Below are 23727 nucleotides of genomic sequence, written 5' to 3' on the forward strand. Positions count from 1 at the left end.
CGTGGTGCTTTCTAGGGCTTGTTGGGGTCCTCCGGCTTGTCCTGGTGGGCGGTGGAGTGCGGTCTTGGTTGGTGATCCGGGTGCTCGCATGTCGCCGGTCCCGCGGCGTGGTTGGCGCTCTCTCCTGTGTGGCGTCTGAGGTCGTTAACGGTGTCTCTGGTGGGTACGGGGTGGACTTGTTCGTGTGGGGTGCGGCCCTGTTGTTTGCGGCTACTGGGCGGCATCCGCTGAGGCCGGGCCCGCGAGGCTGTCCGCAACGCCCGCCGGACCATGGACCGTCCCTCTCGGCTCCGGCACGGCACGCGAGCGCGATCTCTCGCTCACAGCGCCGAACACACCCGGTGGAGCCGCCCTCAGGCCGCCGGGGTCAGATCTCCTCGCCTGTCAGGACGGAGTCGCGTAGCCCCGCTTGGTCAGGAAACCCTGGCGGTGCGCGGCATACTCCTGATCCGAAGTGTCGCGGCGACGACCACGTAAAGGCACGCCGTTCCGTCGTCGGCCTCAAGACGCGGGAGACGACCGGGCCGCGGCGACTTCTCCTGGCGAGACCCGAAAGCGCCCGACTGCATGGCGGCGGTCTGGAGTCCGAATCATCTGTTTGAAGACTCGGATGCCCGCACGCCCAGCAGCGCCGTCGTGACGCCCATGCCGGGAGTCGGCCTAACGGCCGGCGGGCTGTCGTGGACGCTGCGGTTGGTGCACGACTGGCTGCGCTTCTGCAGCGGGGGCGATGGGGCACACGGTCCTGTATTGCGCGGACAGTAGGCGACTGGAGCTGATAGTGCGCACAACGCCCGCCTAGTGCTACTTCAGGTGAGGCCCAGGCTCAAATTCGGGTGGGATTGTTGTTTGGGTGGGCCCGCCGTTGGCGGGCCTTTGCGGGTTTCAGATTTCGCCGCGGAGGACGCTGTAGACGACGGCGTCGTGCCACTCGCCGTCCCGGAACGTGTAGCGGCGGAGAACGCCCTCACGGGTGAAACCGGCCTTCTCCAACGAACGCTGCTCCGCCACGTTCGTCACCTCCGTCTCGGCCTCGACCCGCACGACCTGCGTATGCGCGAACAGATAGCGGGCCAGCAGGCGCTGCGCCTGCGTGCCGTAACCGCGGCCGCGGGCCTCCGGAAGCAGAATGATTCCGATGTTCCAGCAGTGCGAGGTGGGGCCGGTCAGGACCTTCCGCCAGGCGACGTAGCCGAGCCGCTCAAGGCCGCGCACCACCATGAGGCGGCCGCCGTCATCGCCGAGCAGGCCGTTGTCGGCCCAGTGGCGCCGCAAGCGACCGGGGTCGGACCAGCCGAACCACTGATACGGGCTGCTGAGCTCGGGATCGATCAGAAACCGGTCCAGCAGCGGCAGATCTGCTTCGAAGACCGGGCGCAACGCCACTTGATCAACACTCATGATCATCCACGGTAGGGCGTCCCCCGCAGACCGCCAAATATCGGTATTCACCGGCCGATGCCGTCAGCGCGCCCGGGCTCCCAAGGCCATGTCCAGCGTCACCGCCCACTGCCGCAGCAGACGGGAACGACGGGCCGAGTCGTCGGTGAGCAGATCCGCCAAGCCGAGGCCGCGCACGAGATCCAGCGTGGCCTGGACCGTCTCCCGGACGCCGGGCACCGATTCGTCGGCGCCGAGCGCCTCCACGGTGAGGCGGTGCGCCTCCCGCCCCACGCGGGCCTCCAGAGGGACGACCCGTGCCCGCAGCTGCTCGTCGGAACTGGCGGCCACCCACAGCTGCAGGGCCGCGCGGAACAGCGGACTGGTGTACATCTCCGCGAGCAGCGTCAGCACGTCGAGAGTGGGCGGCCGTCTCCCCGCCAGGGCGTCGAGATGCTCGCGCATCCGACGCAGGCGCACCTCCGTGCCGTACTCGATGGCGGCCGTGACGAGTTCCTCGCGGGTGCGGAAGTGATGCTGGGCGGCGCCCCGGGACACCCCCGCGCGTTCGGCGACCACGGCCACGGTCGTGCGGGACCAGCCGAGGGTGGCGAGGCAGTCGATGGCCGCCTCCAGCAGCCGGCGCCGGGTGGCGCGGCTGCGGTCCTGCTGCGGTTCGCGCACCGCCTGCGTCCCCGTCGCCCTCGGTTCCATGACGTCCAAGTCAACCAGACCGCCCGACCGAAAAACAATCAAGCGTGATTGATTTCTTCGCGCCGGGGTGGCAGGGTGCAGCCATGGACAAACCGCCGCGGATCATTCGCCGCCCGGCCGCGACGGCGATCCGGTCCCGCGGGCCGTCGTGCCCGAGCGGGTTCTCGTTCGAGCGTCCAGCGGCGCCTGGCTCGCAGGCGTCGTCACCGCCGCACCGGACGTGGGAGGTGCCTGGTCGCGGGGCGGATCGTGGCGGCCGGGGCGCCGCTGGGGCCGAGATCTCGGGTCGCGTTGTGCGTTCGGACGACGTCGGCGTGGTCGGCGGAGCGGGCGGGTCCCGGCCCATCCGCTCGGCCGCCGGCGAGCGGTTGCTGATCTACGACGTAAAGGCGGGCGCGCGTCGAACGCCGGGGAGGTGCGGGCGATGACGTCCCACCGCGGATCGGCGCGGCCCTTGCGGAGTTCTCTCGACACCGGCAGCCCCGCCTACCGGGAGCGGCGTGCGGCGATGCTCGCCAAGCTGGAGGAGCTGGAAGCCGAGCACGCCAAGGCCCTGGCCGGAGGCGGGGAGAAGTACGTCGCCCGGCACCGCAAGCGCGGCAAGCTGCTGGCGCGCGAGCGGATCGAGCTGCTGCTCGATCCGGACTCGCCGTTCCTGGAGCTGAGCCCGCTGGCCGCGTGGGGCACCGAGTTCCCGGTCGGGGCGAGCGTGGTCACCGGGATCGGGGTGGTCGAGGGCGTCGAATGCGTGATCGTCGCCAACGATCCGACCGTGCGCGGCGGGTCCAGCAATCCGTGGACGATGCGCAAGACCTTCCGCGCGTTCGACATCGCGCTGGAGAACCGGCTGCCGCTGATCAACCTGGTGGAGTCGGGCGGCGCCGACCTGCCCACCCAGAAGGAGATCTTCATTCCGGGCGGGCGGACGTTCCGCGACCTGACCCGGCTGTCGGCGGCGGGCATCCCCACCATCGCGCTGGTGTTCGGCAACTCCACCGCGGGCGGCGCCTACGTCCCCGGGATGAGCGACCACGTCGTCATGGTCAGGGAGCGCGCCAAGGTGTTCCTCGGCGGGCCGCCGCTGGTGAAGATGGCCACCGGCGAGGAGGCCGACGACGAGGAGCTGGGCGGCGCCGAGATGCACGCGCGCACGTCCGGGCTGGCCGACTACATGGCCGTGGACGAACCCGACGCGCTGCGCCTCGGCCGGCAGATCGTGGCGCGGCTCAACCACCGCCGGCTCGGCCCGGAGCCGGGGCCGGTCCGCGAGCCGCTGTACGACGCAGAGGAGCTCGCGGGCATCGTCCCCGAGGACCTCAGGACGCCGTTCGACCCCCGCGAGGTGATCGCGCGGATCGTGGACGGCTCGGAGTTCGACGAGTTCAAGCCGCTGTACGGGACCAGCCTGGTGACCGGATGGGCGCGGCTGCACGGCTATCCGATCGGGATCCTGGCCAACGCGCAGGGCGTGCTGTTCAGCCAGGAGTCGCAGAAGGCCGCGCAGTTCATCCAGCTGGCCAACCGGACCGACACGCCGCTGCTGTTCCTGCACAACACCACCGGCTACATGGTCGGCAAGGAGTACGAGCAGGCGGGCATCATCAAGCACGGCGCGCTGATGATCAACGCGGTGGCCAACAGCCGGGTCCCGCACATCTCGATCATCATGGGGGCGTCGTACGGGGCCGGGAACTACGGCATGTGCGGCCGGGCGTACGATCCGCGGTTCCTGTTCACCTGGCCGAGCGCCAAGTCGGCCGTCATGGGGCCGCAGCAGCTGGCCGGGGTGCTGTCGATCGTGGCGCGCCAGGCGGCGCGGGCGCGCGGGCAGGAGTACGACGAGGAGCAGGACCGGGCCATGCGGGAGATGGTCGAGGCGCAGATCGAGGCCGAGTCGCTGCCGTTCTTCCTGTCCGGGCGGCTCTACGACGACGGGGTGATCGACCCGCGCGACACCCGGACCGTCCTCGGCATCTGCCTGTCGGTGATCCACAACGCTCCCGTCGCCGGGGCCGAGGGCTTCGGCGTGTTCCGGATGTGATGTGAGGCGATGATCGAGTCTGTGCTGGCGGCCAACCGCGGCGAGATCGCCCGCCGCGTCTTCCGCACCTGCCGCGACCTGGGGATCGGCACGGTGGCGGTGTTCTCCGACGCCGACGCGGACGCCCCGCACGTGGCCGAGGCGGACGCGGCGGTGCGGCTGCCGGGCGCGGCGCCCGCCGACACCTACCTGCGCGGCGACCTGATCGTGGCGGCGGCGCGGGCGGCGGGGGCGGACGCGGTCCATCCCGGCTACGGGTTCCTGTCGGAGAACGCCGAGTTCGCCCGCGCGGTCGGCGCGGCCGGGCTGACCTGGATCGGCCCGCCGCCCGAGGCGATCGCGGCGATGGGGTCGAAGATCGAGGCCAAGAAGCTGATGGCCGCGGCGGACGTGCCGGTGCTGCCGGAGCTGGACCCGGACGCCGTCGCCCCCGCCGACCTGCCGGTCCTGGTGAAGGCGTCGGCGGGCGGCGGCGGACGCGGCATGCGGGTCGTGCGCGCGATGGACGAGCTGGCCGACGCCGTGGCGGCGGCCCGGCGGGAGGCGCAGTCGGCGTTCGGCGACCCGGCGGTGTTCTGCGAGCCGCTGCTGGAGCGGGCCCGGCACATCGAGGTGCAGATCGTCGCCGACCGGCACGGCACGGTGTGGGCGCTGGGGGAGCGGGAGTGCTCGATCCAGCGCCGCCACCAGAAGATCGTCGAGGAGGCGCCGTCGCCCGCGGTCACGCCGGCGCTGCGGGAGCGGCTGTGCGCGGCGGCGGTGGACGCGGCCCGGGCGATCGGCTACGTCGGCGCGGGCACGGTGGAGTTCCTGCTGGCCGACGACGGCCGGTTCTTCTTCCTGGAGATGAACACGCGGCTGCAGGTCGAGCATCCGGTCACCGAGTGCCTGTACGGCGTGGACCTGGTGCGGCTGCAGATCGAGGTCGCCGAGGGGCGTGCGCTGCCCGCCGAGCCTCCGCCGCCCCGCCCCGGGCACGCGATCGAGGTGCGGCTGTACGCGGAGGATCCCGCCGCGGGGTGGCGTCCCGGCAGCGGCGTGCTGCACACGTTCGACGTTCCCGGCGTGGACGCCGCGTTCGACCTGCCCGGCCGCGGGGCCGGGTACGGCGTGCGGCTGGACGCCGGAGTGGGCGCCGGCGGCGAGGTCGGCGTCCACTACGACCCGATGCTCGCCAAGGTCATCGTGTGGGAGGAGACCCGGGCGGGCGCGGCGCGCAGGCTCCGCGCCGCCCTCGCCGGGGCGCGTCTGCACGGTGTCGTCACCAACCGGGACCTGCTCGTCCGGATCCTGGCCGAGCCGGCGTTCCTCGCCGGGGACACCCACACCGGCTACATCGACCAGGTCGGCCTGGACGCGCTGGCGGCGCCGCTGGCCGACGCGCGGGCCGTCCGGGTGTCGGCGCTGGCCGCGGCGCTCGCCGACGCCGAGCTCAACCGTGCCGCCGCGCCCGTGCAGCGCGGCCTGCCGTCCGGGTGGCGCAACGTGCCGTCGCAGCCGCAGCGCAAGACGTTCGAGGGCCCGGACGGCGCCGCGATCGAGGTCGCCTACCGGCTGGCGCGCGGCGGCCTGATCGCCGACGGGTACGACGGCGTGGACCTGGTCCGCGCCGTCGTCGTCGACGAGGCGGGCGGCGAGGTGGAGGTGACGCTCGACGCGGCCGGGGTGCGGCGGGTGTTCCGCGTCCGGGCCGTCGGCGACCGGCTGTTCGTCGACTCGCCGCTGGGGCCGGTGGCGCTGCGCGCGCTGCCCCGTTTCGCCGACCCCGGCGACCTGGTGGCGCCCGGGTCGCTGCTCGCGCCCATGCCCGGCACCGTCGTGCGGGTGGACGTCGAGCCCGGCGACAGCGTGACCGAGGGGCAGACGCTGGTGGTGCTGGAGGCGATGAAGATGGAGCACCCCGTCACCGCCCCGGCCGCCGGGACCGTGGCGGAGCTGAACGTCGCCGCGGGGCAGCAGGTGGAGGCGGGCGCCGTCCTCGCCGTGATCGCCGAACCGCCGTCGTCCGAAGGGGGATCCGAGTGAGTTTCGTGGAGAGCGAGGAGCGGCGGGCCCTGCGCGAGGCCGTCGCCGAGCTGGGCGCCAAGTACGGGCCCGCCTACTACGCCGAGAAGGCGCGCAGCGGCGGCAAGACCCGCGAGCTGTGGGCGGAGGCCGGACGACTGGGGTACCTGGGCGTGAACGTGCCGGAGGAGTACGGCGGCGGTGGCGGCGGCATCGGCGACCTGGCGGCCGTGTGCGAGGAGCTCGCCGCGGCGGGCTGCCCGCTGCTGCTCATGGTGGTGTCCCCGGCGATCTGCGCGACGATCATCTCCCGGTTCGGCACGGCCGAGCAGAAGGAGCACTGGCTGCCGCGGTTCGCCGACGGGTCGGTGACGATGGCGTTCGCGATCACCGAGCCGGACGCCGGGTCCAACTCCCACCGCATCACCACCACCGCGCGCCGCGACGGCGACGGGTGGGTCCTCACCGGGCAGAAGACGTTCATCTCCGGGGTGGACGAGGCCGACGCGGTGATGGTCGTGGGCCGCACCCAGGACCAGAAGGGCGCGCTGCGGCCGTCGCTGTTCATCGTGCCGACCGACGCGCCCGGCTTCGCCTACACCCCGATCGAGATGGAGATCGTCTCGCCGGAGAAGCAGTTCGTGCTGCACCTGGACGAGGTGCGGCTGCCCTACGAGGCGCTGGTCGGCGACGAGGACGGCGGCCTGCTGCAGCTGTTCGCCGGGCTCAACCCCGAACGGATCATGGCGGCGGCGATGGGCGCGGGCATCGGCCGGCTGGCGCTCGGCAAGGCCGTCGCCTACGCCAAGGAGCGGCAGGTGTTCCGCGCGCCCATCGGGGCGCACCAGGGCATCGCGCATCCGCTCGCCCAGGCCAAGATCGAGCTGGAGCTGGCGCGGCTGATGGGGCAGAAGGCGGCCTGGCTGTACGACCAGGGCGACGACGAGGGGGCGGGCGAGGCGGCCAACATGGCCAAGTACGCCGCCGCCGAGGCCGCGGTGCGCTGCGTCGACCAGGCCATCCAGACCCACGGCGGCAACGGGCTGACCGTCGAGTACGGCGTGGGCATGCTCGCCGGGATGGTGCGGTTGATGCGGATCGCGCCGGTCAGCCGGGAGATGGTCCTCAACTATGTGGCCCAGCATTCGCTGGGCCTGCCGAAGTCCTACTGACGCCCGGCTCGCGCGTCGTGCGGGACCGCGCTCGAGCGCGCGGCGAGACGGGCGACCTGCTCGTCCAGCGGCACCGGCGCCGACAGCCGGTTGTCGATCTCGACGTGCGGGACGGGCGGCGGCACGTCCGGCCGCATGCGGGCGACGAAGGCGTCGAACGCGGCCAGCTTGCCGCGGTCGCGTTCCAGGCCGCGCGCGGTGAGGCGGTGCCGCAGCGTGGCGGCGTCGGAGCGGATCCACACCAGCCGCACCGGAGGGCCGCCCAGGGCGTCCACCCACGCCGCCCACCGATCCGGCGAGCGGATCTGCCCGGTGAACGGGCCGTTCAGCAGCACCGGGCAGCCGTGGGAGCGGATCTCGCGGGCGGTCGCGGTCATCCCGTCGTACTCGTGCCGCTTGACGTGCTCGTCGTACCAGGGGCCCTCGCGTTCGCCCGGGTCGCGTCCGTGCGCCGCCAGCGTGGCCGCGACGAACGGCCCGTACATGGTGTCCTTGTCGAGCAGGGCGGGCACCGGGCGCAGCCGGGCCAGCAGCCGCGCCGCCACGGTCGACTTGCCGCTCCCCGGCGCGCCCGCCACGACCCAGACCGCCGCGACGCTCATCCGCGCCCTCCGCTCGCGTGCGCGGCGCCGGGGCGGCGCCGCCTTCCGTCCGGGCTTGCGCGCCGCCGTCCCGTCCGGGCGGCGCCGTGCCGTTCCCGCCCGGTCACGACGCGGGGATCCGGGTGCGGCGGCGGGCGAGGCGGTCGATGCGCACCTCGTCGATCTGGTGGCCGAGGCCGGGCTGGGTGAGGGGGACGCCGACCATGCCGCCGGACGAGCGCACCGGCGGCGACACGAACGCGGGACCGTTCGCCGGGTCGGTCACGTCGCTCGGCAGGGTGCAGCCGGGCAGGGCGGCCAGCGCCACGGCGGCGGCCTGGCCGATGCCGAACGCGCCCGAGCCGGTGCACCACACGTCCCATCCGGCCGCGTAGGCCAGGTCGTGGGCGCTGCGCGCGGCGGTGAGGCCGCCCAGGCTGCTGATGCGCAGGTTGAGCACGCGGCCCGCCTCCATGGACAGGGCGGCCTCCAGGGTGTCGGGGTCGCCGACCGCGGGGGCGACGGCGGTGGCGATCTGGCGCTGCAGGCGGGCGTGCGCGGCGAGGTCGTCGGCGGGGAACGGCCGTTCGACGGCGAGCAGCCCGTAGGCGTCCAGGGCCTCCAGCACCCTCAGGTGCTCGGGCGACTCGGTGTAGGAGTGCCCGGCGTCGACGACCATCGCCAGCGCCGGGTAGGCGTGCCGGATCGCCCGCACCGGTTCGATGTCCCAGCCCGGCCGCACCTCCACGGTGATGCGGGTGTGGCCGGCGCCGACGGCCTGGTTGACGCGGCTCACCACCGTTTCCAGCAGCGGCTCGGGGGTGATGCGGGCGCCCGTGACGATGGAGGTGCGGGTGCCGCCCAGGGCGTGCGCGAGCGGCAGGCCCCGGCCGCGGCACCACAGGTCCCAGCAGGCCATGTCGACGGCCGCGGCGGCGAGGCGCGAGCCCAGGTCGGCCACGGCCGACACGTCCTCGGGCCGCTCCCATTCCAGGCCCAGGACCGCCGGGCCCATCCGCTCCTCGATGTCGGCCCAGACCGGGTCGGGGCCGGGGGCGCCGTCGGGGACGGCGACCTCGCCCCAGCCGACCGCGCCGCCGCGGTCGGTCAGCCGTACGAGGATGCTCTCCGGGCGCCGCCCGCGCGGCATGGCCACGCGGAAGACGTCACATCCTGAGACCTGGGGCACCCGCACCGTCCTTCCGGAGGAGGAACTCTCACCCTCTCCATGATCCCCCCTCGCGGAGCCCGGTGGGGACGCCCGCCGGCCGGGGACGGCGCCCGCGGCGTCAGGAGGGGAGGCGTCAGGAGGGACAGGTGGCGTCCAGCGACACCGGCTTGGTCTGCCGGACGGGCCGCCCGGACGAGGAGGCGCGCGGCGTCGACCGGCCCGAATCCGCGGCGCCGCTGTCCGAGGCCGACGGCGACGCGGACGGGGAGGCGGACGACTCGGGCGGGGTGGCCACGGCCTGCGCGGCCAGGCGGCGGATCAGCGCGTAGTCGGGGTTGCCGGTGTAGATCAGCGGGGGCACGAACTGCAGGCTGGTGACCTGGCCGCCGTCCTTGAACCGGTCGGCCAGCTCGATGAACGCCGGCAGCAGCTCCTGCGGGATGTCGGTGGAGATCGCGCGCTTGGTCGCGGCGGCCAGCCGGTCGAACTTGGTCAGCACGGTCCGCGGGTCGGCCTGCCGGGCGATCGCGCGCAGCAGGCACTTCTGCCGCCCCATCCGGGTGTAGTCGTCGCTGTTGGTGCGGGACCGGCCGTACCACAGCGCCTCCTTGCCGGACAGCGTGCGGTAGCCGGGCTGCAGGACGCCGCCCTCCAGGCCGTAGGGGATCGGCTGGTCGATCCTGATCTTGACGCCGCCGATCGCGTCGATGATGTCGGCGAAGCCGAACATGTCGACCAGCACGTAGTAGTCGATGGGCAGGCCGAGGATGCCGCTGATGGTGGCCTTGAGCAGTTCGGGGCCGCGCTCGTTCTTGCGGGCGCCGGGCACGACGTCGGGGTGGTCTTCGGCGTACTGGTAGACCTCGTTCAGCAGGCCGGGGGTGCTGGGGCCGTCGCCGGTGAACCCGTAGGGGAAGCGGTCGCGGGCCGGGCCGGGCGGCATCGGCACCCGCTCCAGGTTGCGCGGCAGGCTCAGCAGGACGGTGTCGCCGGTCTTGGTGTCGATGCTGGCGACGGTCATGCTGTCGGTGCGCACGCCCTGCCGGTTGGCGGCGGCGTCGCCGCCGAGCAGCAGCACGTTGACGCGGCGCTGCCCGTTCCACGGGTCCTTGACGTCGACGGGGCGTCCGCGGCTGTCGCCGGTGCGGAAGATGCTGGTCAGCGCGTCGCGGTAGACGTAGGCGCTGTATCCGGCCCAGGCGGCCGGCAGCGCCACCGCGAAGCACAGCACGATCACGCCCGCCGCGCCCGCGGCGCGGGCGGCCAGCGACAGGGTCTCGGGGCGGACGAGCTGGTACGAGCGGATCACCACGGTGATCCACAGCAGGCCCAGCGCGAGGATCCCGGCGGCCAGGCCGGTCAGCCAGTCCGGGCGCACGGCCAGCTGGAGCAGGTCGGGGCGGAAGAACAGTCCGGCGACGGCGCCGGCGGCGGCCAGCGCCAGGAACAGGGCCATCAGCAGGGCGCCCGACCAGCGGCGGCCGACGCGCAGGTGCGCCACGCCCCACAGCAGGGTGGACGCGAGGGTCAACCCGAGCGCGCGGAGGAGCCCGTGGCCTCCGGGGGCGGTGCCTTCGGCGTCCTCGTCCTCGTCAGAGGCGGGACGCGCCGCCGATCGACTCGCCATGTACGCTCCGATCCCCACCCACGCTCAAAAACAGGCTCCCGCCTACATTATGGACGCGTGAAAACGTCGCAGGGTTGCGGAGCCGTCGACCGCCGCCCTCCGCGACAGGTCAGGTGCAGCTTTTACTGATCTTATGCAAGCCGACGGCGTTCGTGGTGCCGTTCTGCGACGCCGCCACCGCCTCGGCGGTCATCCGGCGGATGGCCGGGTAGTCGGGGGCGCCGGGCCGCACGAGCGGCGGCGTGAACTGCAGGGTCGTGATCTCGGCGCCGCGGACCCGTCCGGCCAGCCGCACCAAATGAGGCAGCATGCCGCGCGGCAGGTCGGTGCTGACCGAGCGGGCGAACGTGCGCGACAGCCGCCGGAAGCTGCGCAGCACCGGCAGCGGGCGGGCCTGCCGGGCGATCGCCCACATGAGGCATTTCTGGCGGGTCATCCGGTCGTAGTCGTCGCTGCCGGTGCGGGATCGCGCGTACCACAGGGCCTCGCGTCCGGTGAGCCTGCGGCAGCCCGGTCCCACGCGTCCCCGGGGCACCTGCCGTCGCGGCACCGGCACGGCCCGGCGGGCGCACACCCGCACGCCGCCCATCGCGTCGACGATCTCCCGGAAGCTGCGCATGTCCACCATGACGTAGTAGGGGACCGGACGGCCCAGGATGTGACCGACGGTGCGTTTCAGCAGCTCGGCGCCGGGATCGCGGATCCGGCGGCCGTCGCCGCCCGCCAGCGCGTCCGGGCGGGCGCGGCCGAGCGCGTACACGGCGTTGAGCAGCTCGCGCCGGGGAAAGGGCACGCGGCCGCGGCCCGACCAGACCGGCACGCGCTGCAGGTTGCGCGGCAGGCCCAGCAGGAGCGTGCGGCCGGTGCGGGTGTCGACGCTCGCCACGGTGATGCTGTCGGCGCGCAGCCCGGGGCGGGTGACGTCGGCGTCCGCGCCGATCAGCAGCACGTCCAGGCGGCGCGGCAGCGCCCGCGGGACGTCGTCGCGGCCGGCGGGCGCGGCGCCGACGGGGGAGGAGGCCCCGCCGGGGCGCGCGGACGGCAGGCCCGCCGCGACCGGGTCGCGGGCCGGGAAGACGCTGTCGAGCAGGTCGCGTTGCAGAGTGCCGAGGTGCGCCGCCGTCAGCGGCGGAAGCGCCGCCAGCGCGCAGATCGCCGCGACGGCGGCGCCGCCGGCCAGCCGCCACGGCCAGGACAGCCCGTCCGGGCGCAGCACGGCGTAGGAGCGGACGATCAGCAGCGTCCACCCGCCGGCCAGCGCCGCGCAGCCGACGACCAGCGCGGCCAGCCGCTGCGGCCGGACCGCCGCGTCCACGAGGGCGGACCACAGCCACCCGGCGGCGAGGACGACGCCGCTCAGCGCCAGCGTGTAGGAGAACAGCAGCGCCGTGCCCGTCCGGACCCGTCCCGCGCGCAGGTGCGCCATGCCCGGCACCACCGCCGAGACCGCCGTGACCAGCAGCGCCCTGCCGAGTCCGCGCCACGGCGCGTCGCCGTCCATGTGGCCTCTCCCCTCCGAACCGCACCGGAGGGACAGCCTGGGCCGATCACCGCCGTCCGGGCCATCGCGGACACGGCCGGTTGGGGTTTGCCGGGGGTTTTCGGACCCGCCGTCTACCAGCTCGTGGTCAGCGGCATTCCCTCGGCGTAGCCGGACGGGCTCTGCACGCCGACGATGGCGCGTTCGTGGAACTCCTCCAGCGTGCGGGCGCCCGCGTAGGTGCAGGCGCTGCGCAGCCCGGCCACGATCGAGTCGAGCAGGTCCTCCACGCCGGGACGCTGGGGGTCCAGGTACATGCGGGAGGTGGAGATGCCCTCCTCGAACAGCGCCTTGCGGGCCCGCTCGAACGGGGAGTCGTCGGCGGTGCGCAGCCGCACCGCGCGGGCCGAGGCCATGCCGAAGCTCTCCTTGTAGAGCCGTCCGTCGGCGGCGCGCTGCACGTCGCCCGGCGACTCGTAGGTCCCGGCGAACCAGGAGCCGATCATCACGTTGGAGGCGCCCGCGGCCAGCGCCAGCGCCACGTCGCGCGGGTGCCGCACGCCTCCGTCGGCCCACACGTGGCGGCCCAGGCGGCGCGCCTCGGCGGCGCACTCGAGCACCGCGGAGAACTGCGGCCGGCCCACCCCGGTCATCATCCGCGTCGTGCACATCGCGCCGGGCCCCACGCCGACCTTGACGATGTCGGCGCCGGCCTCCACCAGGTCGCGCACGCCCTCGGCGGTGACCACGTTGCCCGCCACGACCGGAACGGCCGGGTCCAGCCCGCGCACCGCCCGCAGCGCGTTGATCATCTTGTCCTGGTGGCCGTGCGCGGTGTCCACCACCAGCAGGTCGGCGCCCGCGTCCAGCAGCGCCTTCGCCTTGCCCGCCACGTCCCCGTTCACGCCGACGGCCGCCGCCACCCGCAGCCGCCCGGAGGCGTCGACCGCGGGGGTGTAGAGGGTGGCGCGCAGCGCGCCGGTGCGGGTGAGGATGCCGGTCAGGCGGCCCCGCGCGTCGACGACCGGGGCGAGCCGGTGCCCGCGCTCGTGCAGCCGGTCGAAGGCGTCGTGCGGGTCGATGCCGTCGGGCAGCGTCACCAGGTCGCGGGACATGATGTCGCGCAGCTGGGAGAAGCGGTCCACGCCCTGGCAGTCGGCCTCGGTGACCACCCCGACGGGACGGTCGTCCTCGACGACGATCACCGCGCCGTGGGCGCGCTTGTGCAGCAGGGCCAGCGCCTCGCCCGCGGTCGAGTGGGGGGTCAGCCGGATCGGGGTGTCGTAGACCAGGTGGCGGCGCTTCACCCAGCCGATCACGTCGGCGACGACGTCGACCGGGATGTCCTGGGGGATCACCGCGATCCCGCCGCGCCGGGCGATGGTCTCGGCCATGCGGCGGCCGGACACCGCCGTCATGTTGGCGACCACGATCGGCACGGTGGTGCCGCTCCCGTCGGAGGTGGTCAGGTCCACGTCCAGCCGCGACCCGACCGACGAACGGCGGGGAACCATGAAAACGTCGTTATAGGTGAGGTCGTGAGCGACGCGCTCACCGTTCAGCAGGCGCACGGCTGTACTACACACCAATCACAGTCAAACTGGCTGGATCACCGTACATTGTGATCCATACCCCGGGGTGCTTCCGCCAAGCTCCGCCGCCGACCCCCGCGCCGCCGGGGCTTCCGGGGGGTCGGGGGCGTACTACCTGAGGGTGACGAGGTGGTGGCCTCAACGCCGCTGCCAGGGCTTTCTCTCCTGGCCAGTGTGATCAGACGGACAAGAGTCGATATGTGGGCAACGTGAGGTTTCGCTCTCTGTAAAGTTACCTCTTGACGATCCTGTCGGCTCGTTGCAGTTTTCTTACATGTGCCTCACGCGGACGGCTGCCCCCCGTAGGAGGCGTCACAGCAGAACACCGGGAGAAGCGCATGCATGTCACGCTGTCGACCCCGGTGTGCCGCGTCCGCCCGCGCCGGGGCTCGTCACGTCCGGCAGGTGATCGTCGCAACGTCGTCCGGTGCCGCGCCGTCGCCCAGCGTCACCGTCCGCGCACGATGATCCGATCAGCGTTGCGCTGTCGTACCGGTTTACGCGGCATCCGATCGTCGCCGCGACCGGACGCCGACGCATCGACGGTCGCCGGGCAGGACGAACACGAGCAAGATCAATATTTGACGTCAGACCGTCCCCGAATGGAATGATCTTGCAGTCATTGGCAAATCGATTCATTGCGTGTCGAGGAGGAGAGCCGTGCTGGATGCGGTCGACGCCGTGCTCGTCCGCGAGCTCCAGCGGGATGGCAGGGCGACGTTCCAGGCGCTCGCTGACCGCGTCGGGCTGTCCCGCACGGCGGTGCGGGCCCGGGTGCAGCACCTTCTCGAGTCCCAGGTGGTGCGCGTCGTCGGCATCGTGCACGCCGCGGTGGTCGGCGCGGAGGCGATCGGGCACGTCTCGGTCACCGTCGACGGCTCGGCCCGCGAGGTCGCCGCGGTCATCGCCGCGCGGCCCGCGGTCAGCTTCGCCGCCCTGACGGCCGGGCCGCACGACGTGGTCGCCCAGATCCGCACCCGCGACGACGCCGCCCTGGCCGCGGAGGTGGACTACATCCGGTCCGTCCCCGGCGTGCGCGCCGCGGAGGTGTTCCGGTCGGTGACCACGGTCCGCGACACCCATTCGGTGGTGCGCGAGCTGGGCGAGATCAGCCTCGACGACATCGACTGGCGGCTGCTGCAGGAGCTGCAGCGCGACGGCCGCGCCCCCTACACCCGCCTGGCCAACATCATCGGCCTGTCGCAGGCGGCGACCCGGGCCCGGGTGGTCCGGCTGATGCGCTCGGGCGTCATCCAGGTGACCGGGCTGGCCGACCCCCACGCCCTGGGCGCCCGCGAACTGGGCGGCTTCGGGCTGGTGGTCACCGGCGGGCTGCGGCGCGTCGCCGAGGCCGTGGCCGAGCAGGACGGCGTGCGGTACGTGGCGACCGGCTTCGGCCGCTACGACATCGTGGGGCAGGCCGAGGCCGCCTCCCGGGCCGAGCTGGTGTCGGTGCTGGACGCCATCCGCGCCGTGCCCGGCGCCACCGTCCGCGAGTCGTGGCACCACCTGGACGTCGTCAAGGAGTCCTACGCCGTCGAGCTTCCCGACAAGCCCCTGAACGGCGCCGTCCGTTCCGGCGGGCACTGACCCTTCGGGGCCCGGAGCGTCGCCGGCGTGTCGGCCCGGCCGCCACGGGAGCGCTCCCGTGGCGGCCGGGCCGGCACGCCGCGGCCGCCTCCCGGTCAGTGCTGGTCGCGGCCGCTCTCCTTGGCGAAGTTCAGAAAGTCGCGGGCCGCCGGCGACAGCTGCCGGTGCGCGTGCACCAGGCCGATCATGCGGGTGACCGGCGGTCCGAACGAGCGCACCACCAGGCCCTCGGTGTCGTCGATCTGGTTGCGGTACCACACCAGCGACCCCAGCCCCGCGCGCACCCAGCCCGGCCAGGCCGCGCGCTCGTCGGACTCCAGCGCGGGCACCGGTGTGACGCCCAGCCGCGCCAGCAGGGCGTCCAGCTCCGCGCGGCTGGCCCCGCCGCGCGCGGGCATGATCAGCCGCAGGCCGTCCAGCGCCGCCGGCGGCACCGGCTCGCGCAGCCGCAGCCCGGGCGGGGAGACCAGCACCACCTCCCGTTCCTCGAGCGGATGCGCGATCAGGTCGCCGGGCACCGGCAGGTCGGCGACGGCCAGGTCGGCGCGGCCGGAGCGCAGCACCGCGGTCACCGCCTCGCGGCCGCGGCAGCGCACCACCCGCACCCGCACCGCCGGACGGTCGCGGGCGAAGCGGGGCAGCAGCCCTCCGGTCAGCTCCGGCTCCAGGGACGGCGGGGTGGCGACGCGCAGCTCCGCGCCCCGGCCGTTGCCGTGCGCCACCGACAGACCCTCGATCGCCTCGACCGCCTCCAGCGCCACCCGGGCCTGCCGCACCACCTCCTCGCCGACCGGAGTGAGCACGACGCCGCGGCCGGAGCGCGCGAACAGCTCCACGCCGAGCTCCCGTTCCAGTTCGCGGACCGCCCGCGACAGCGCGGGCTGGGCGACGTAGAGCGCCTGGGCCGCCGACGTCATCGTCCCGTGGTCGGCGGTCGCCACGACGTAGCGCAGCTGCCGCAGATTCATGCCCTGACCGTATGCCAACGAACCGCTTCGGTCCCGGACATAGCCGGAATCGGACCTGAGAATTCCCTGACGAGGACGTGTCCGCGTCAGCGTGCTAGCGCAGGCCCCCGCCCGGCGCGGCGGCCGGCGGGGAAGCGGCGTCAGGGCCGGGCTCCAGCGGCGGCGCCCCCACCGCGCAGTGGCTCTTGCAGCACGGCTCGCGCGCGCGGCCGGGCGCGGCGCGCAGGACGTCGTCGCCGATGGTCAGCGCCGCCAGCGCGGCCCCGGCCAGCAGCATCACCGCGCACACCCGCATCGACACCGCGAACCCGTCGGCGAACACCGCCGGTTCGGCGTAGGCGGCGCCGGTCAGCCCGGCGAGCGGCGGGACCGCCGCCACCGCCAGCAGCCCCGCCGTGCGCGCCACCGCGTTGTTGACGCCGCTGGCCACGCCCGCGTGCCGGTCGTCCACCGAGGCCAGCACCGAGGCGGTCAGCGGCGCGACCACCGCCGACAGGCCCAGCCCGAACACCGCCGCGGCGGGCAGCACGTCGCGCGCGTACGAGGCGTGCGGCCCGATGCGTCCGATCAGCAGCGCGCCGACCGCCGCGACCGCCAGTCCGGCCGCCATCGGCCGCCGCGGCCCGATCCGCTGCGCCAGCGCGCCCGCCCGCGACGACAGCAGCAGCATCAGCACCGTCACCGGCAGCAGCGCCGCGCCCGCGGCGACGGGCGTGAAATCCGACACCACCTGCAGGTTCAGCACGAGCAGGAAGAACATCACGCCCATCCCGCCGTACATGACGAACGTGACGGCGTTGACGGCCGAGAACTGCCGCGAACCGAACAGCTCCAGCGGCAGCATCGGCTGCGGGATCGTCCGGCGGCCGCGCCGGACGCCGCCCGAGGCCTGAGCCCGGCCGCGGGAGCGTTCGACGAGCAGGAACGCCGCCGCCGCGAGCACCCCCGCCGCCCCGGCCGCGACGACCACCGCGTCCGCGGCGCCCTTGGGCGCCTCGGTCAGCGTGTAGGTGAGGCCCGCCAGCGCCAGCGCCGCCAGCGCCGCGCCCAGCGCGTCGAAACGGCCGTGCGCGCCGGGGTCGGCGCTCTCGGGCACGTGCCGCGCCGTCACCAGCACCACCACGGCCGCCAGCGGCAGGTTCAGCAGGAACACCCAGCGCCACCCGGCGGCCTCCACCAGCCAGCCGCCGACGAACGGGCCGACCGCCGCGGCCACGCCGCCCAGCCCCGACCAGGCCCCCACCGCGCGGGGGCGGTCGTCCGGCGCGAACGACGCCTGGATGAGCGCCAGCGCGCCGGGCGTCAGCAGCGCCCCGCCCGCGCCCTGCAGCGCCCGGGCCGCCACCAGCGTGACGACGTCCTGCGCCGCCGCGCACAGCGCCGACGCGGCCGCGAACCACACCACGCCGATCAGGAACACGCGGCGCCGCCCGTACCGGTCGCCCAGCGAGCCGCCCAGCAGGATGAACCCGGCCAGCGTCAACGTGTAGGCGTTGACCGTCCACTGCAGGTCGGCCATGGACGCGTCCAGGCTGCGGGCCAGGCGCGGCAGCGCCACGTTGACGACCGTGGAGTCCAGCAGGGCCACGCTGGAGCCGAGCACGGTGGCCAGCAGCAGCCAGCGGCCCCGGGCGGTTCCCAGCGTGACGTCCGGCATCAGCGCCGGACCGGCTCGCGCGACGGCATACCAGCATCGTCGCACGTCGCAGGCCGGCGCTTCAGCGGCCTCCCGCGTCCCGCCGGGGCGGGGTCACCAGTGGTCGGGGCTGAACGGCTCGTCCTCCGGGCGCGCCGACTCCGACAGCAGCCGCAGGTCGGACTCCACCATCATCGTCACCAGCTCCTCGAAGGTGACCTCGGGCTCCCAGCCCAGCTGCTCGCGCGCCTTCTTGGGGTCGGCGCACAGCAGGTCCACCTCGGCGGGGCGGGTGTAGCGGGGGTCCGTCACCACGTGATCGCGCCAGTCCAGGCCCGCGGTGCGGAAGGCGAACTCGACCAGCTCGCGCACCGAGTGGGTCTCGCCCGTGCCGATCACGAAGTCCTCGGGGGTGTCCTGCGACAGCATCAAGTGCATGGCGCGGGCGTAGTCGCCGGCGAAGCCCCAGTCGCGCCGCGCCTCCAGGTTGCCCAGCCGCAGCTCCTTGGCCAGGCCCAGCTTGATGCGCGCCACGCCCAGCGACACCTTGCGGGTGACGAACTCCGCGCCCCGCCGCGGCGACTCGTGGTTGAACAGGATGCCGCTGACCGCGAACATCCCGTACGACTCGCGGTAGTTCTGCGTGATGTAGTGCCCGTAGGTCTTGGCGACGCCGTACGGGCTGCGCGGGTGGAACGGGGTCTTCTCGTTCTGCGGCGTCTCCCGCACCATCCCGAACATCTCCGACGACGAGGCCTGGTAGAAGCGGATCTGCCCGCTGCCGGGAGTGCGGGACGGGCTGATGCCCGACACCACCCGGATCGCCTCCAGCATGCGCAGCACGCCCATGCCGGTCACCTCGGCGGTGAGCTCGGCCTGCTGCCAGGACATCGGCACGTAGGAGATCGCGCCCAGGTTGTACACCTCGTCCGGCTGCACCCGCTCCACCGCCGAGATCAGGCTGCCCTGGTCGAGCAGGTCCCCGGTGGTGATCCGCACGTCGCCGACGTGCTTGCGCAGCCGCGCCACGTGCGGGTTGGCCTGACCGCGGACCAGGCCCCACACCTCATGCCCTTGCGCGAGCAGATGCTCGGCGAGGTACGAGCCGTCCTGCCCGGTGATGCCGGTGATGAGTGCTCGCCTGGACAGCGGATCCTCCTGGCCGTATCGGTCGCTCACGGGGCTCACTGCGAGGAGGTCCCCCGCTGTGAGAGTGAATTATGAGGTTAGCGACCCGCTTGCGACGCTGACGAGAGAGGGCGCCGTTTGCACCGAATTTGCTTCGAGTTTCACATCCGCGTGGCGGCGCGGGGCCGGTCTGTGCGAGCGTGGGCTCATCATGGGGTGCTGCGATGACCGCCGGTGAGGCCCGTCCGCCCGCCGGCGACCCGCCGACGGAGCCGCCGATGGAGCCGCCGCCGCTGCGGCCGAACGGGCGGCCGCTGGGCCGGTACGCGATCATGGCCGTGGTGAACCGGACGCCCGACTCGTTCTTCGACCGGGGCGCCACCTACGCCTTCGACGCCGCGCTGGCCGCCGTGGACCGCGCCGTCGCCGAGGGCGCCGACATCGTGGACATCGGCGGCGTCAAGGCCGGGCCGGGCGAGGAGGTCGACGCGGCCGAGGAGAAGCGGCGCGTGGTCGAGCTGGTCGCCGCCGTCCGCGACCGGCACCCCGACATCGTGATCAGCGTGGACACCTGGCGCGCCGAGGTCGGCGAGGCCGTGGCCGCCGCCGGCGCGGACCTGCTCAACGACACCTGGGGCGGCCCGGACCCGCGGCTGGCCGAGGTCGCCGCCGCGCACCGCATCGGCCTGGTCTGCGCGCACGCGGGCGGCCTGGCGCCCCGCACCCGCCCGCACCGCGTCGGGTACGACGACGTGGTGGCCGACGTCATCCGGCACGTGACCGCCGAGGCCGAGCGGGCCGTCGCGCTCGGCGTGCCGCGCGACGCCATCCTCATCGACCCCGCGCACGACTTCGGCAAGAACACCCGCCACTCGCTGGAGATCACCCGCCGCCTCGGCGAGCTGACGGCCACCGGCTGGCCCGTCCTGGTCGCGGTGTCCAACAAGGACTTCATCGGCGAGACCCTGGGGCAGCCGGTCGACAAGCGCGGCGTCGGCACCATGGCGGTGCTGGGGGTGTCGGCGTGGCTGGGCGCGCGCGTGTTCCGCGTCCACGACGTCGCGGGCGCCCGCCGCGCCCTGGACGCCGTCGCGTCCCTCGCCCCGTGACCGCCCTTCGCGCCGACGGCGCGGGGCCTCGTCAGTGGGCGGCGGCCTCGCGCTGGCGGGCCCGGTAGGCCGCCACGTGCATCCGGTTGCCGCAGGTGCGGCTGTCGCAGTAGCGGCGGCAGCGGTTGCGGGACAGGTCCACCAGGACGCGGGAGCAGTCGGGCGCCTCGCAGGTGCGCAGACGCTCCAGTTCGCCCGCGGCCACCACGTACGCCAGCGCCATGCCGCAGTCGGCGGCCAGATGCTCGTCCATGGGCGCGCCCGGCGCGAAGAAGTGCACGTGCCAGTCGTAGCCGTCGTGGTCGGTCAGGTGCGGCGTGGTGCGCACCTCGCCGATGATCTCGTTGATCAGCCGGACGGCCGCCTGGACGTCGGGCGCGGTGAACACCGCGTGGAAGCGGGTCCGCAGGTCGCGCACCCGCTCCAGGTCGCGCTCGGTCAACTGGTGCACGTCGCTGAACCGGTTGCGGTCGACGAACGCCCGCAGCGCGCCCAGGTCTGCCAGCCGTTCCTCACCCGACGCCTCGGGCCCGGTGTTGATCAGGTCGACGACGGTGGCCAACGCGTGCTCGGCGTCATGAGTGAAGATCACTGTGACTCCAGTCTCGGAGACCGGCGACGGACGTGCGAAAACGCGGCACGGGAGAGGGACCCCCCTGAGAGCGCCGCACGTTATCACCATATGACGCCTGGGGTGAACGCCGCCCTGGCCGGAGGCAGGCCCCCGCGGCCCGGCGACGAGCGGCCGTCGCCCCAGGTGACGTCCTCATGGGACGCACAAGCGCCGCGCTCTCCCCGACGCCGCAGCCCCACGAAGAGGCACGGATCGTCGTCGTTCTCGCCGCCCTTCTCAGCGCAGGCCAGACGCGATCTTGCCGCTCGCGGAGCACGGCGGTCGGATCGGTGTCAGGGCTGCCTCCGATGCCCGTGCCACCCGAGTCACGACCGACGCCGCAGTGCCTGTCGGGTCGCCCGTTGAGATCCGGGTCAGCTGTTCACCGAGATTGGGATGGCCGGAATAGGACACGATGGACGAGGCGGCCCGCGAGCCTGGCGCTGCGCGGAGCAGCTGTCGATCAGCAGACCAGGAGCATGCGCAACGGCGCCGTGGGGCTTGTCGGGCCAGGGGGTGGCTGCGCCCTTCACCGTCGGCGCCGGGCGGCCCGGGGCAGACCGCATTCGGCGATGTGGCCGGTGGTCCTGTCGTCCCGCGCACCCCGGAGGCAGTGAGCAGGGCGAGGGTCTGCACAACGGGGCCAGGCTTGGCGGGCTGGCGATCGTGGAGCGGTCCCACGCTGTTCGCGCTGGACGGCGCGGGCGGCGCTGCTGGGCTCGGCGATGCGGCCGGTGGGATGGTCGCGCGCGGCCTCGTCGACCAGCAGGGTCAAGGGTTTGAGCAACGGCGCAGTGAGCTTGTCAGCCCTGTGTGCGTCCACGGTGCGGCCAGCGTGACCGTCGGGGCTTTTGCGGCGCGCTCGGCGAAGATCCGTTGCAGACCGCGTCATGGTCGTCGGGCAGGCGTTGCCGGGCGTGCCCGGTCTGTGCGGATGGAGTCGGCGATGTTCCGCTCGAGCTTCTGGGGCGCTGGTGCTCAATGTGCTCAGTGACCACTATCGGCCACGGGCGGGCTGTGCCGCGCTGGCGTCCTGCGGCGCGCGGCGGTCAAGATGGGCGGGATGCGCGGCACGATCGTTTACGCCATGGAGTCGTCGGTCCGCGGGGACCTCGCCCGACCGGTCAGAGCCTGTCGGGGCCGCCGCGCCGGTCCGAGCCGAGCGGGTCGGCGGAGGTGCCAGGGCCATGACCGGAACGCCGCCGAGCACGTGGGGCCGGTCGGCTGGATGGAACCGCCCGCGCGAGATCAATGACGCATTGAGGGGCTTTCAGGTAGGCGCCGAAGGCGCGTCCGGAACGCGTCCGTCGGCAGCTGCACGCCGACAGGAGAACGCGGGCAGGGGAGAGGCGCGACCAGCAGTCGTGGTCTTCGGCCCGTCCTTTGCGCCGCTGGTCTCCATTACGTGCGGTACTGCATCACGTGCGGTATTACGTGCGGTACTGCCGTAGTCGGCCGGACAGTCGGTGACGCAGGTGTTCCCGTCCCGCACCCCAGGCCCGTCATGGACGAGGGCGGCGGCGTCCCGGCGTTCCTCGTCGCGGGCGCGGGGCGCGGGGACCGGGCGCGTCGGCTCAGAGCGAGTACATCGGGTCGGCGACGACGGGGTAGTAGGCGCCCTCGTGCTTGACGCGCATCGTCACGACGTTGCCGTCGAGCACGTAATCGGCCTTGACCTGGCGGAACATCGAGTCGCACGCCCACGGACTGTAGAGGCGGCCCACCGTGGCGCCGTAGCGCAGGTGGACGACGTCGTAGCCGCCCGACGGCATGGCCTCCAGCGCCAGTCCGTCGGCGAGCGTGAAGGGGAAGCGGTACTCCTCCGGCGCGTCCGGCCCATGGATGACCGTGAGGAGCCGGATGCCGCTGGAGGTGGTCTGCGCGAGCATGTCGGTGTCGACGTCCACGCCGATGAACGCCCGGAAGGTCGGCCGGATCACCTGGGCGACGGTGTCGGCGGCCGTCACGTCGATCCCGATGTGGATGCGCTGGCCGTCCTTGGTCGGCACCCACACGCCGTCGCGGGCGCGTTGGCCCCAGCCGACGTCGGGGTTCTCCAGCTCCTGAGGCTCGTTCTTGCCCCGCGCGACCAGAATCCTGGAGGCGGCGCTCATCGCCGCGGCAGCCCCGTCACGTGCATGCCTCATGGCGGGCCCCCTCGCATCATCGATCCATCCGCCACATCACACCGATGTGGGGCTACCACTGTGACGTCAGGCACGGGCCACCAGGTCGATACCGGTGCTATGTGTGATTCGCCCCTGCGACGTTGGACTTTACACCACGCTTATATGTGACGATCCAGCCAGTAACAGGAATGACCAGACCATGTCACGAGGGAGACCGGTCATGAGCGCTCCGCCGCCTCCCGGCACCGTCCGCGTCGCCGACCTGCCGCCCGAACGGCGGCGTGAGTTGCACGCCATGCTGCGCGACTCCACCCCGCTGCACCGGCTGCTGGGATTGGAGCTGGTCGAGATCGGCGAGCGGCACGCCGTGCTGTCCATGCCGGTGCGCCCGGAGGCTTTCAACAGCACCGGCAACCTGCACGGCGGCGCCATCGCCACGCTCATCGACGTGGCCGCCGGGACCGCCGCGGCGCGCGGCAGCGGCTTCCGGCCGGAGGAGCAGGGCCTGGTCACCGCCGACCTGCACGTCCGTTACCTGGGGCGGCCGCGCGGCGACACGGTGTTCGCCCGCGCGGAGGTGCTCAAGGCCGGCCGTCGGTTGGTGATCGTCGAATGCCGGGTCGCCGACGCCGAGGACCGCGTGATCGCCTCCGCCGACTTCTCCATGATGATCGTTCCGCGGCGCGAGCCGCTGCGTCTCGTCGACGGCGCCGATGCCGCAGGCCCCGACCTGTGACCGCCGCGGTCTCCCTGCCGGAAAAACAATTGCGGGGCGCCGTCGACCTGCGCATC

18 protein-coding genes are annotated in these 23727 nt (G+C 73.5%); 6 read left to right on the forward strand and 12 right to left on the reverse strand.

The features are described 5' to 3' along the window. Window positions 1-885: 885 nt before the first annotated feature. Together AR3_RS17400 and AR3_RS17405 are read right to left on the reverse strand one after the other, a co-directional pair. Window positions 886-1407: a GNAT family N-acetyltransferase gene (locus tag AR3_RS17400; protein WP_067915275.1), complete on the reverse strand. Its 522-nt coding sequence runs from the start codon at window positions 1405-1407 to the stop codon at window positions 886-888. Window positions 1408-1464: 57 nt separating this feature from the next. Then, window positions 1465-2094, reverse strand: coding sequence for a TetR/AcrR family transcriptional regulator (locus AR3_RS17405; protein WP_067915276.1), 630 nt, complete (start codon window positions 2092-2094; stop codon window positions 1465-1467). Window positions 2095-2518: 424 nt separating this feature from the next. Here AR3_RS17405 and AR3_RS17410 point away from each other — a divergent pair, with 424 nt between their 5' ends. Genes AR3_RS17410 through AR3_RS17420 form a run of 3 tightly spaced genes read left to right on the forward strand, consistent with a single transcriptional unit; the run spans window position 2519 to window position 7311 of the window. Next, window positions 2519-4135, forward strand: a complete 1617-nt coding sequence (locus AR3_RS17410; protein ID WP_067915277.1) for an acyl-CoA carboxylase subunit beta — start codon at window positions 2519-2521, stop codon at window positions 4133-4135. Window positions 4136-4144: 9 nt separating this feature from the next. Then, window positions 4145-6160, forward strand: coding sequence for an acetyl/propionyl/methylcrotonyl-CoA carboxylase subunit alpha (locus AR3_RS17415; RefSeq protein WP_067915278.1), 2016 nt, complete (start codon window positions 4145-4147; stop codon window positions 6158-6160). Further along, window positions 6157-7311, forward strand: a complete 1155-nt coding sequence (locus AR3_RS17420; RefSeq protein ID WP_067915279.1) for an acyl-CoA dehydrogenase family protein — start codon at window positions 6157-6159, stop codon at window positions 7309-7311. Before AR3_RS17415 ends, AR3_RS17420 begins: the two co-directional genes overlap by 4 nt. On the opposite strand, the gene AR3_RS17425 is transcribed toward AR3_RS17420, so the two are convergent. The 5 genes from AR3_RS17425 to AR3_RS17445 all read right to left on the reverse strand — a co-directional run bounded on the left by AR3_RS17425 (window position 7305) and on the right by AR3_RS17445 (window position 13741). After that, window positions 7305-7913, reverse strand: a complete 609-nt coding sequence (locus AR3_RS17425) for a P-loop nucleotide/nucleoside kinase family protein (protein WP_067915280.1) — start codon at window positions 7911-7913, stop codon at window positions 7305-7307. The genes AR3_RS17420 and AR3_RS17425 overlap by 7 nt on opposite strands. Before the next feature lie 103 nt (window positions 7914-8016). After that, on the reverse strand, window positions 8017-9042 hold the full coding sequence (locus AR3_RS17430; RefSeq protein WP_313819684.1) for an enolase C-terminal domain-like protein: 1026 nt from the start codon (window positions 9040-9042) through the stop codon (window positions 8017-8019). Window positions 9043-9196: 154 nt separating this feature from the next. After that, on the reverse strand, window positions 9197-10690 hold the full coding sequence (locus AR3_RS17435) for an LCP family protein (RefSeq protein ID WP_067915281.1): 1494 nt from the start codon (window positions 10688-10690) through the stop codon (window positions 9197-9199). Between the two features lie 109 nt (window positions 10691-10799). Continuing rightward, complete coding sequence (locus tag AR3_RS17440; RefSeq protein WP_067915282.1) at window positions 10800-12191, reverse strand: LCP family protein; 1392 nt, start codon at window positions 12189-12191, stop codon at window positions 10800-10802. Window positions 12192-12304: 113 nt separating this feature from the next. Beyond that, window positions 12305-13741: a GuaB1 family IMP dehydrogenase-related protein gene (locus AR3_RS17445; protein WP_067915283.1), complete on the reverse strand. Its 1437-nt coding sequence runs from the start codon at window positions 13739-13741 to the stop codon at window positions 12305-12307. A 681-nt stretch (window positions 13742-14422) separates the two neighbouring features. On the opposite strand from AR3_RS17445, the gene AR3_RS17450 reads away from it, so the two are divergent. Then, entirely contained in the window at window positions 14423-15352 is a 930-nt protein-coding gene (locus AR3_RS17450; RefSeq protein WP_067915284.1) for an Lrp/AsnC family transcriptional regulator, read from the forward strand. Between the two features lie 95 nt (window positions 15353-15447). On the opposite strand, the gene AR3_RS17455 is transcribed toward AR3_RS17450, so the two are convergent. From AR3_RS17455 to AR3_RS17465, 3 genes are all read right to left on the reverse strand, one after another. Beyond that, window positions 15448-16320, reverse strand: coding sequence for a LysR family transcriptional regulator (locus tag AR3_RS17455; protein WP_067915285.1), 873 nt, complete (start codon window positions 16318-16320; stop codon window positions 15448-15450). 94 nt (window positions 16321-16414) lie between these two features. Then, window positions 16415-17977: an MFS transporter gene (locus tag AR3_RS17460; protein WP_067915286.1), complete on the reverse strand. Its 1563-nt coding sequence runs from the start codon at window positions 17975-17977 to the stop codon at window positions 16415-16417. 93 nt (window positions 17978-18070) lie between these two features. Next, entirely contained in the window at window positions 18071-19105 is a 1035-nt protein-coding gene (locus AR3_RS17465) for a GDP-mannose 4,6-dehydratase (protein ID WP_067915304.1), read from the reverse strand. Between the two features lie 257 nt (window positions 19106-19362). Here AR3_RS17465 and folP point away from each other — a divergent pair, with 257 nt between their 5' ends. Beyond that, window positions 19363-20193 carry a dihydropteroate synthase gene (folP, locus tag AR3_RS17470; RefSeq protein ID WP_067915305.1) on the forward strand — a complete coding sequence of 277 codons (831 nt, stop codon included), beginning with the start codon at window positions 19363-19365 and terminating at the stop codon, window positions 20191-20193. Window positions 20194-20224: 31 nt separating this feature from the next. Here the strand turns inward: folP and AR3_RS17475 are convergent, their stop codons facing one another. Both AR3_RS17475 and AR3_RS17480 read right to left on the reverse strand, forming a co-directional pair. Beyond that, window positions 20225-20785 (reverse strand): CGNR zinc finger domain-containing protein, encoded by a 561-nt coding sequence (locus AR3_RS17475; RefSeq protein ID WP_067915287.1) that lies wholly within the window; start codon window positions 20783-20785, stop codon window positions 20225-20227. Window positions 20786-22380: 1595 nt separating this feature from the next. Beyond that, window positions 22381-22953, reverse strand: coding sequence for a hypothetical protein (locus AR3_RS17480; protein ID WP_067915288.1), 573 nt, complete (start codon window positions 22951-22953; stop codon window positions 22381-22383). A gap of 202 nt (window positions 22954-23155) precedes the next feature. On the opposite strand from AR3_RS17480, the gene AR3_RS17485 reads away from it, so the two are divergent. Continuing rightward, complete coding sequence (locus AR3_RS17485) at window positions 23156-23671, forward strand: PaaI family thioesterase (RefSeq protein WP_067915289.1); 516 nt, start codon at window positions 23156-23158, stop codon at window positions 23669-23671. The last annotated feature ends 56 nt before the right edge of the window (window positions 23672-23727 follow it).

It is taken from the genome of Actinomadura rubrobrunea NBRC 15275, assembly GCF_001552235.1.
GTDB classification, from domain to species: Bacteria; Actinomycetota; Actinomycetes; order Streptosporangiales; family Streptosporangiaceae; genus Spirillospora; species Spirillospora viridilutea.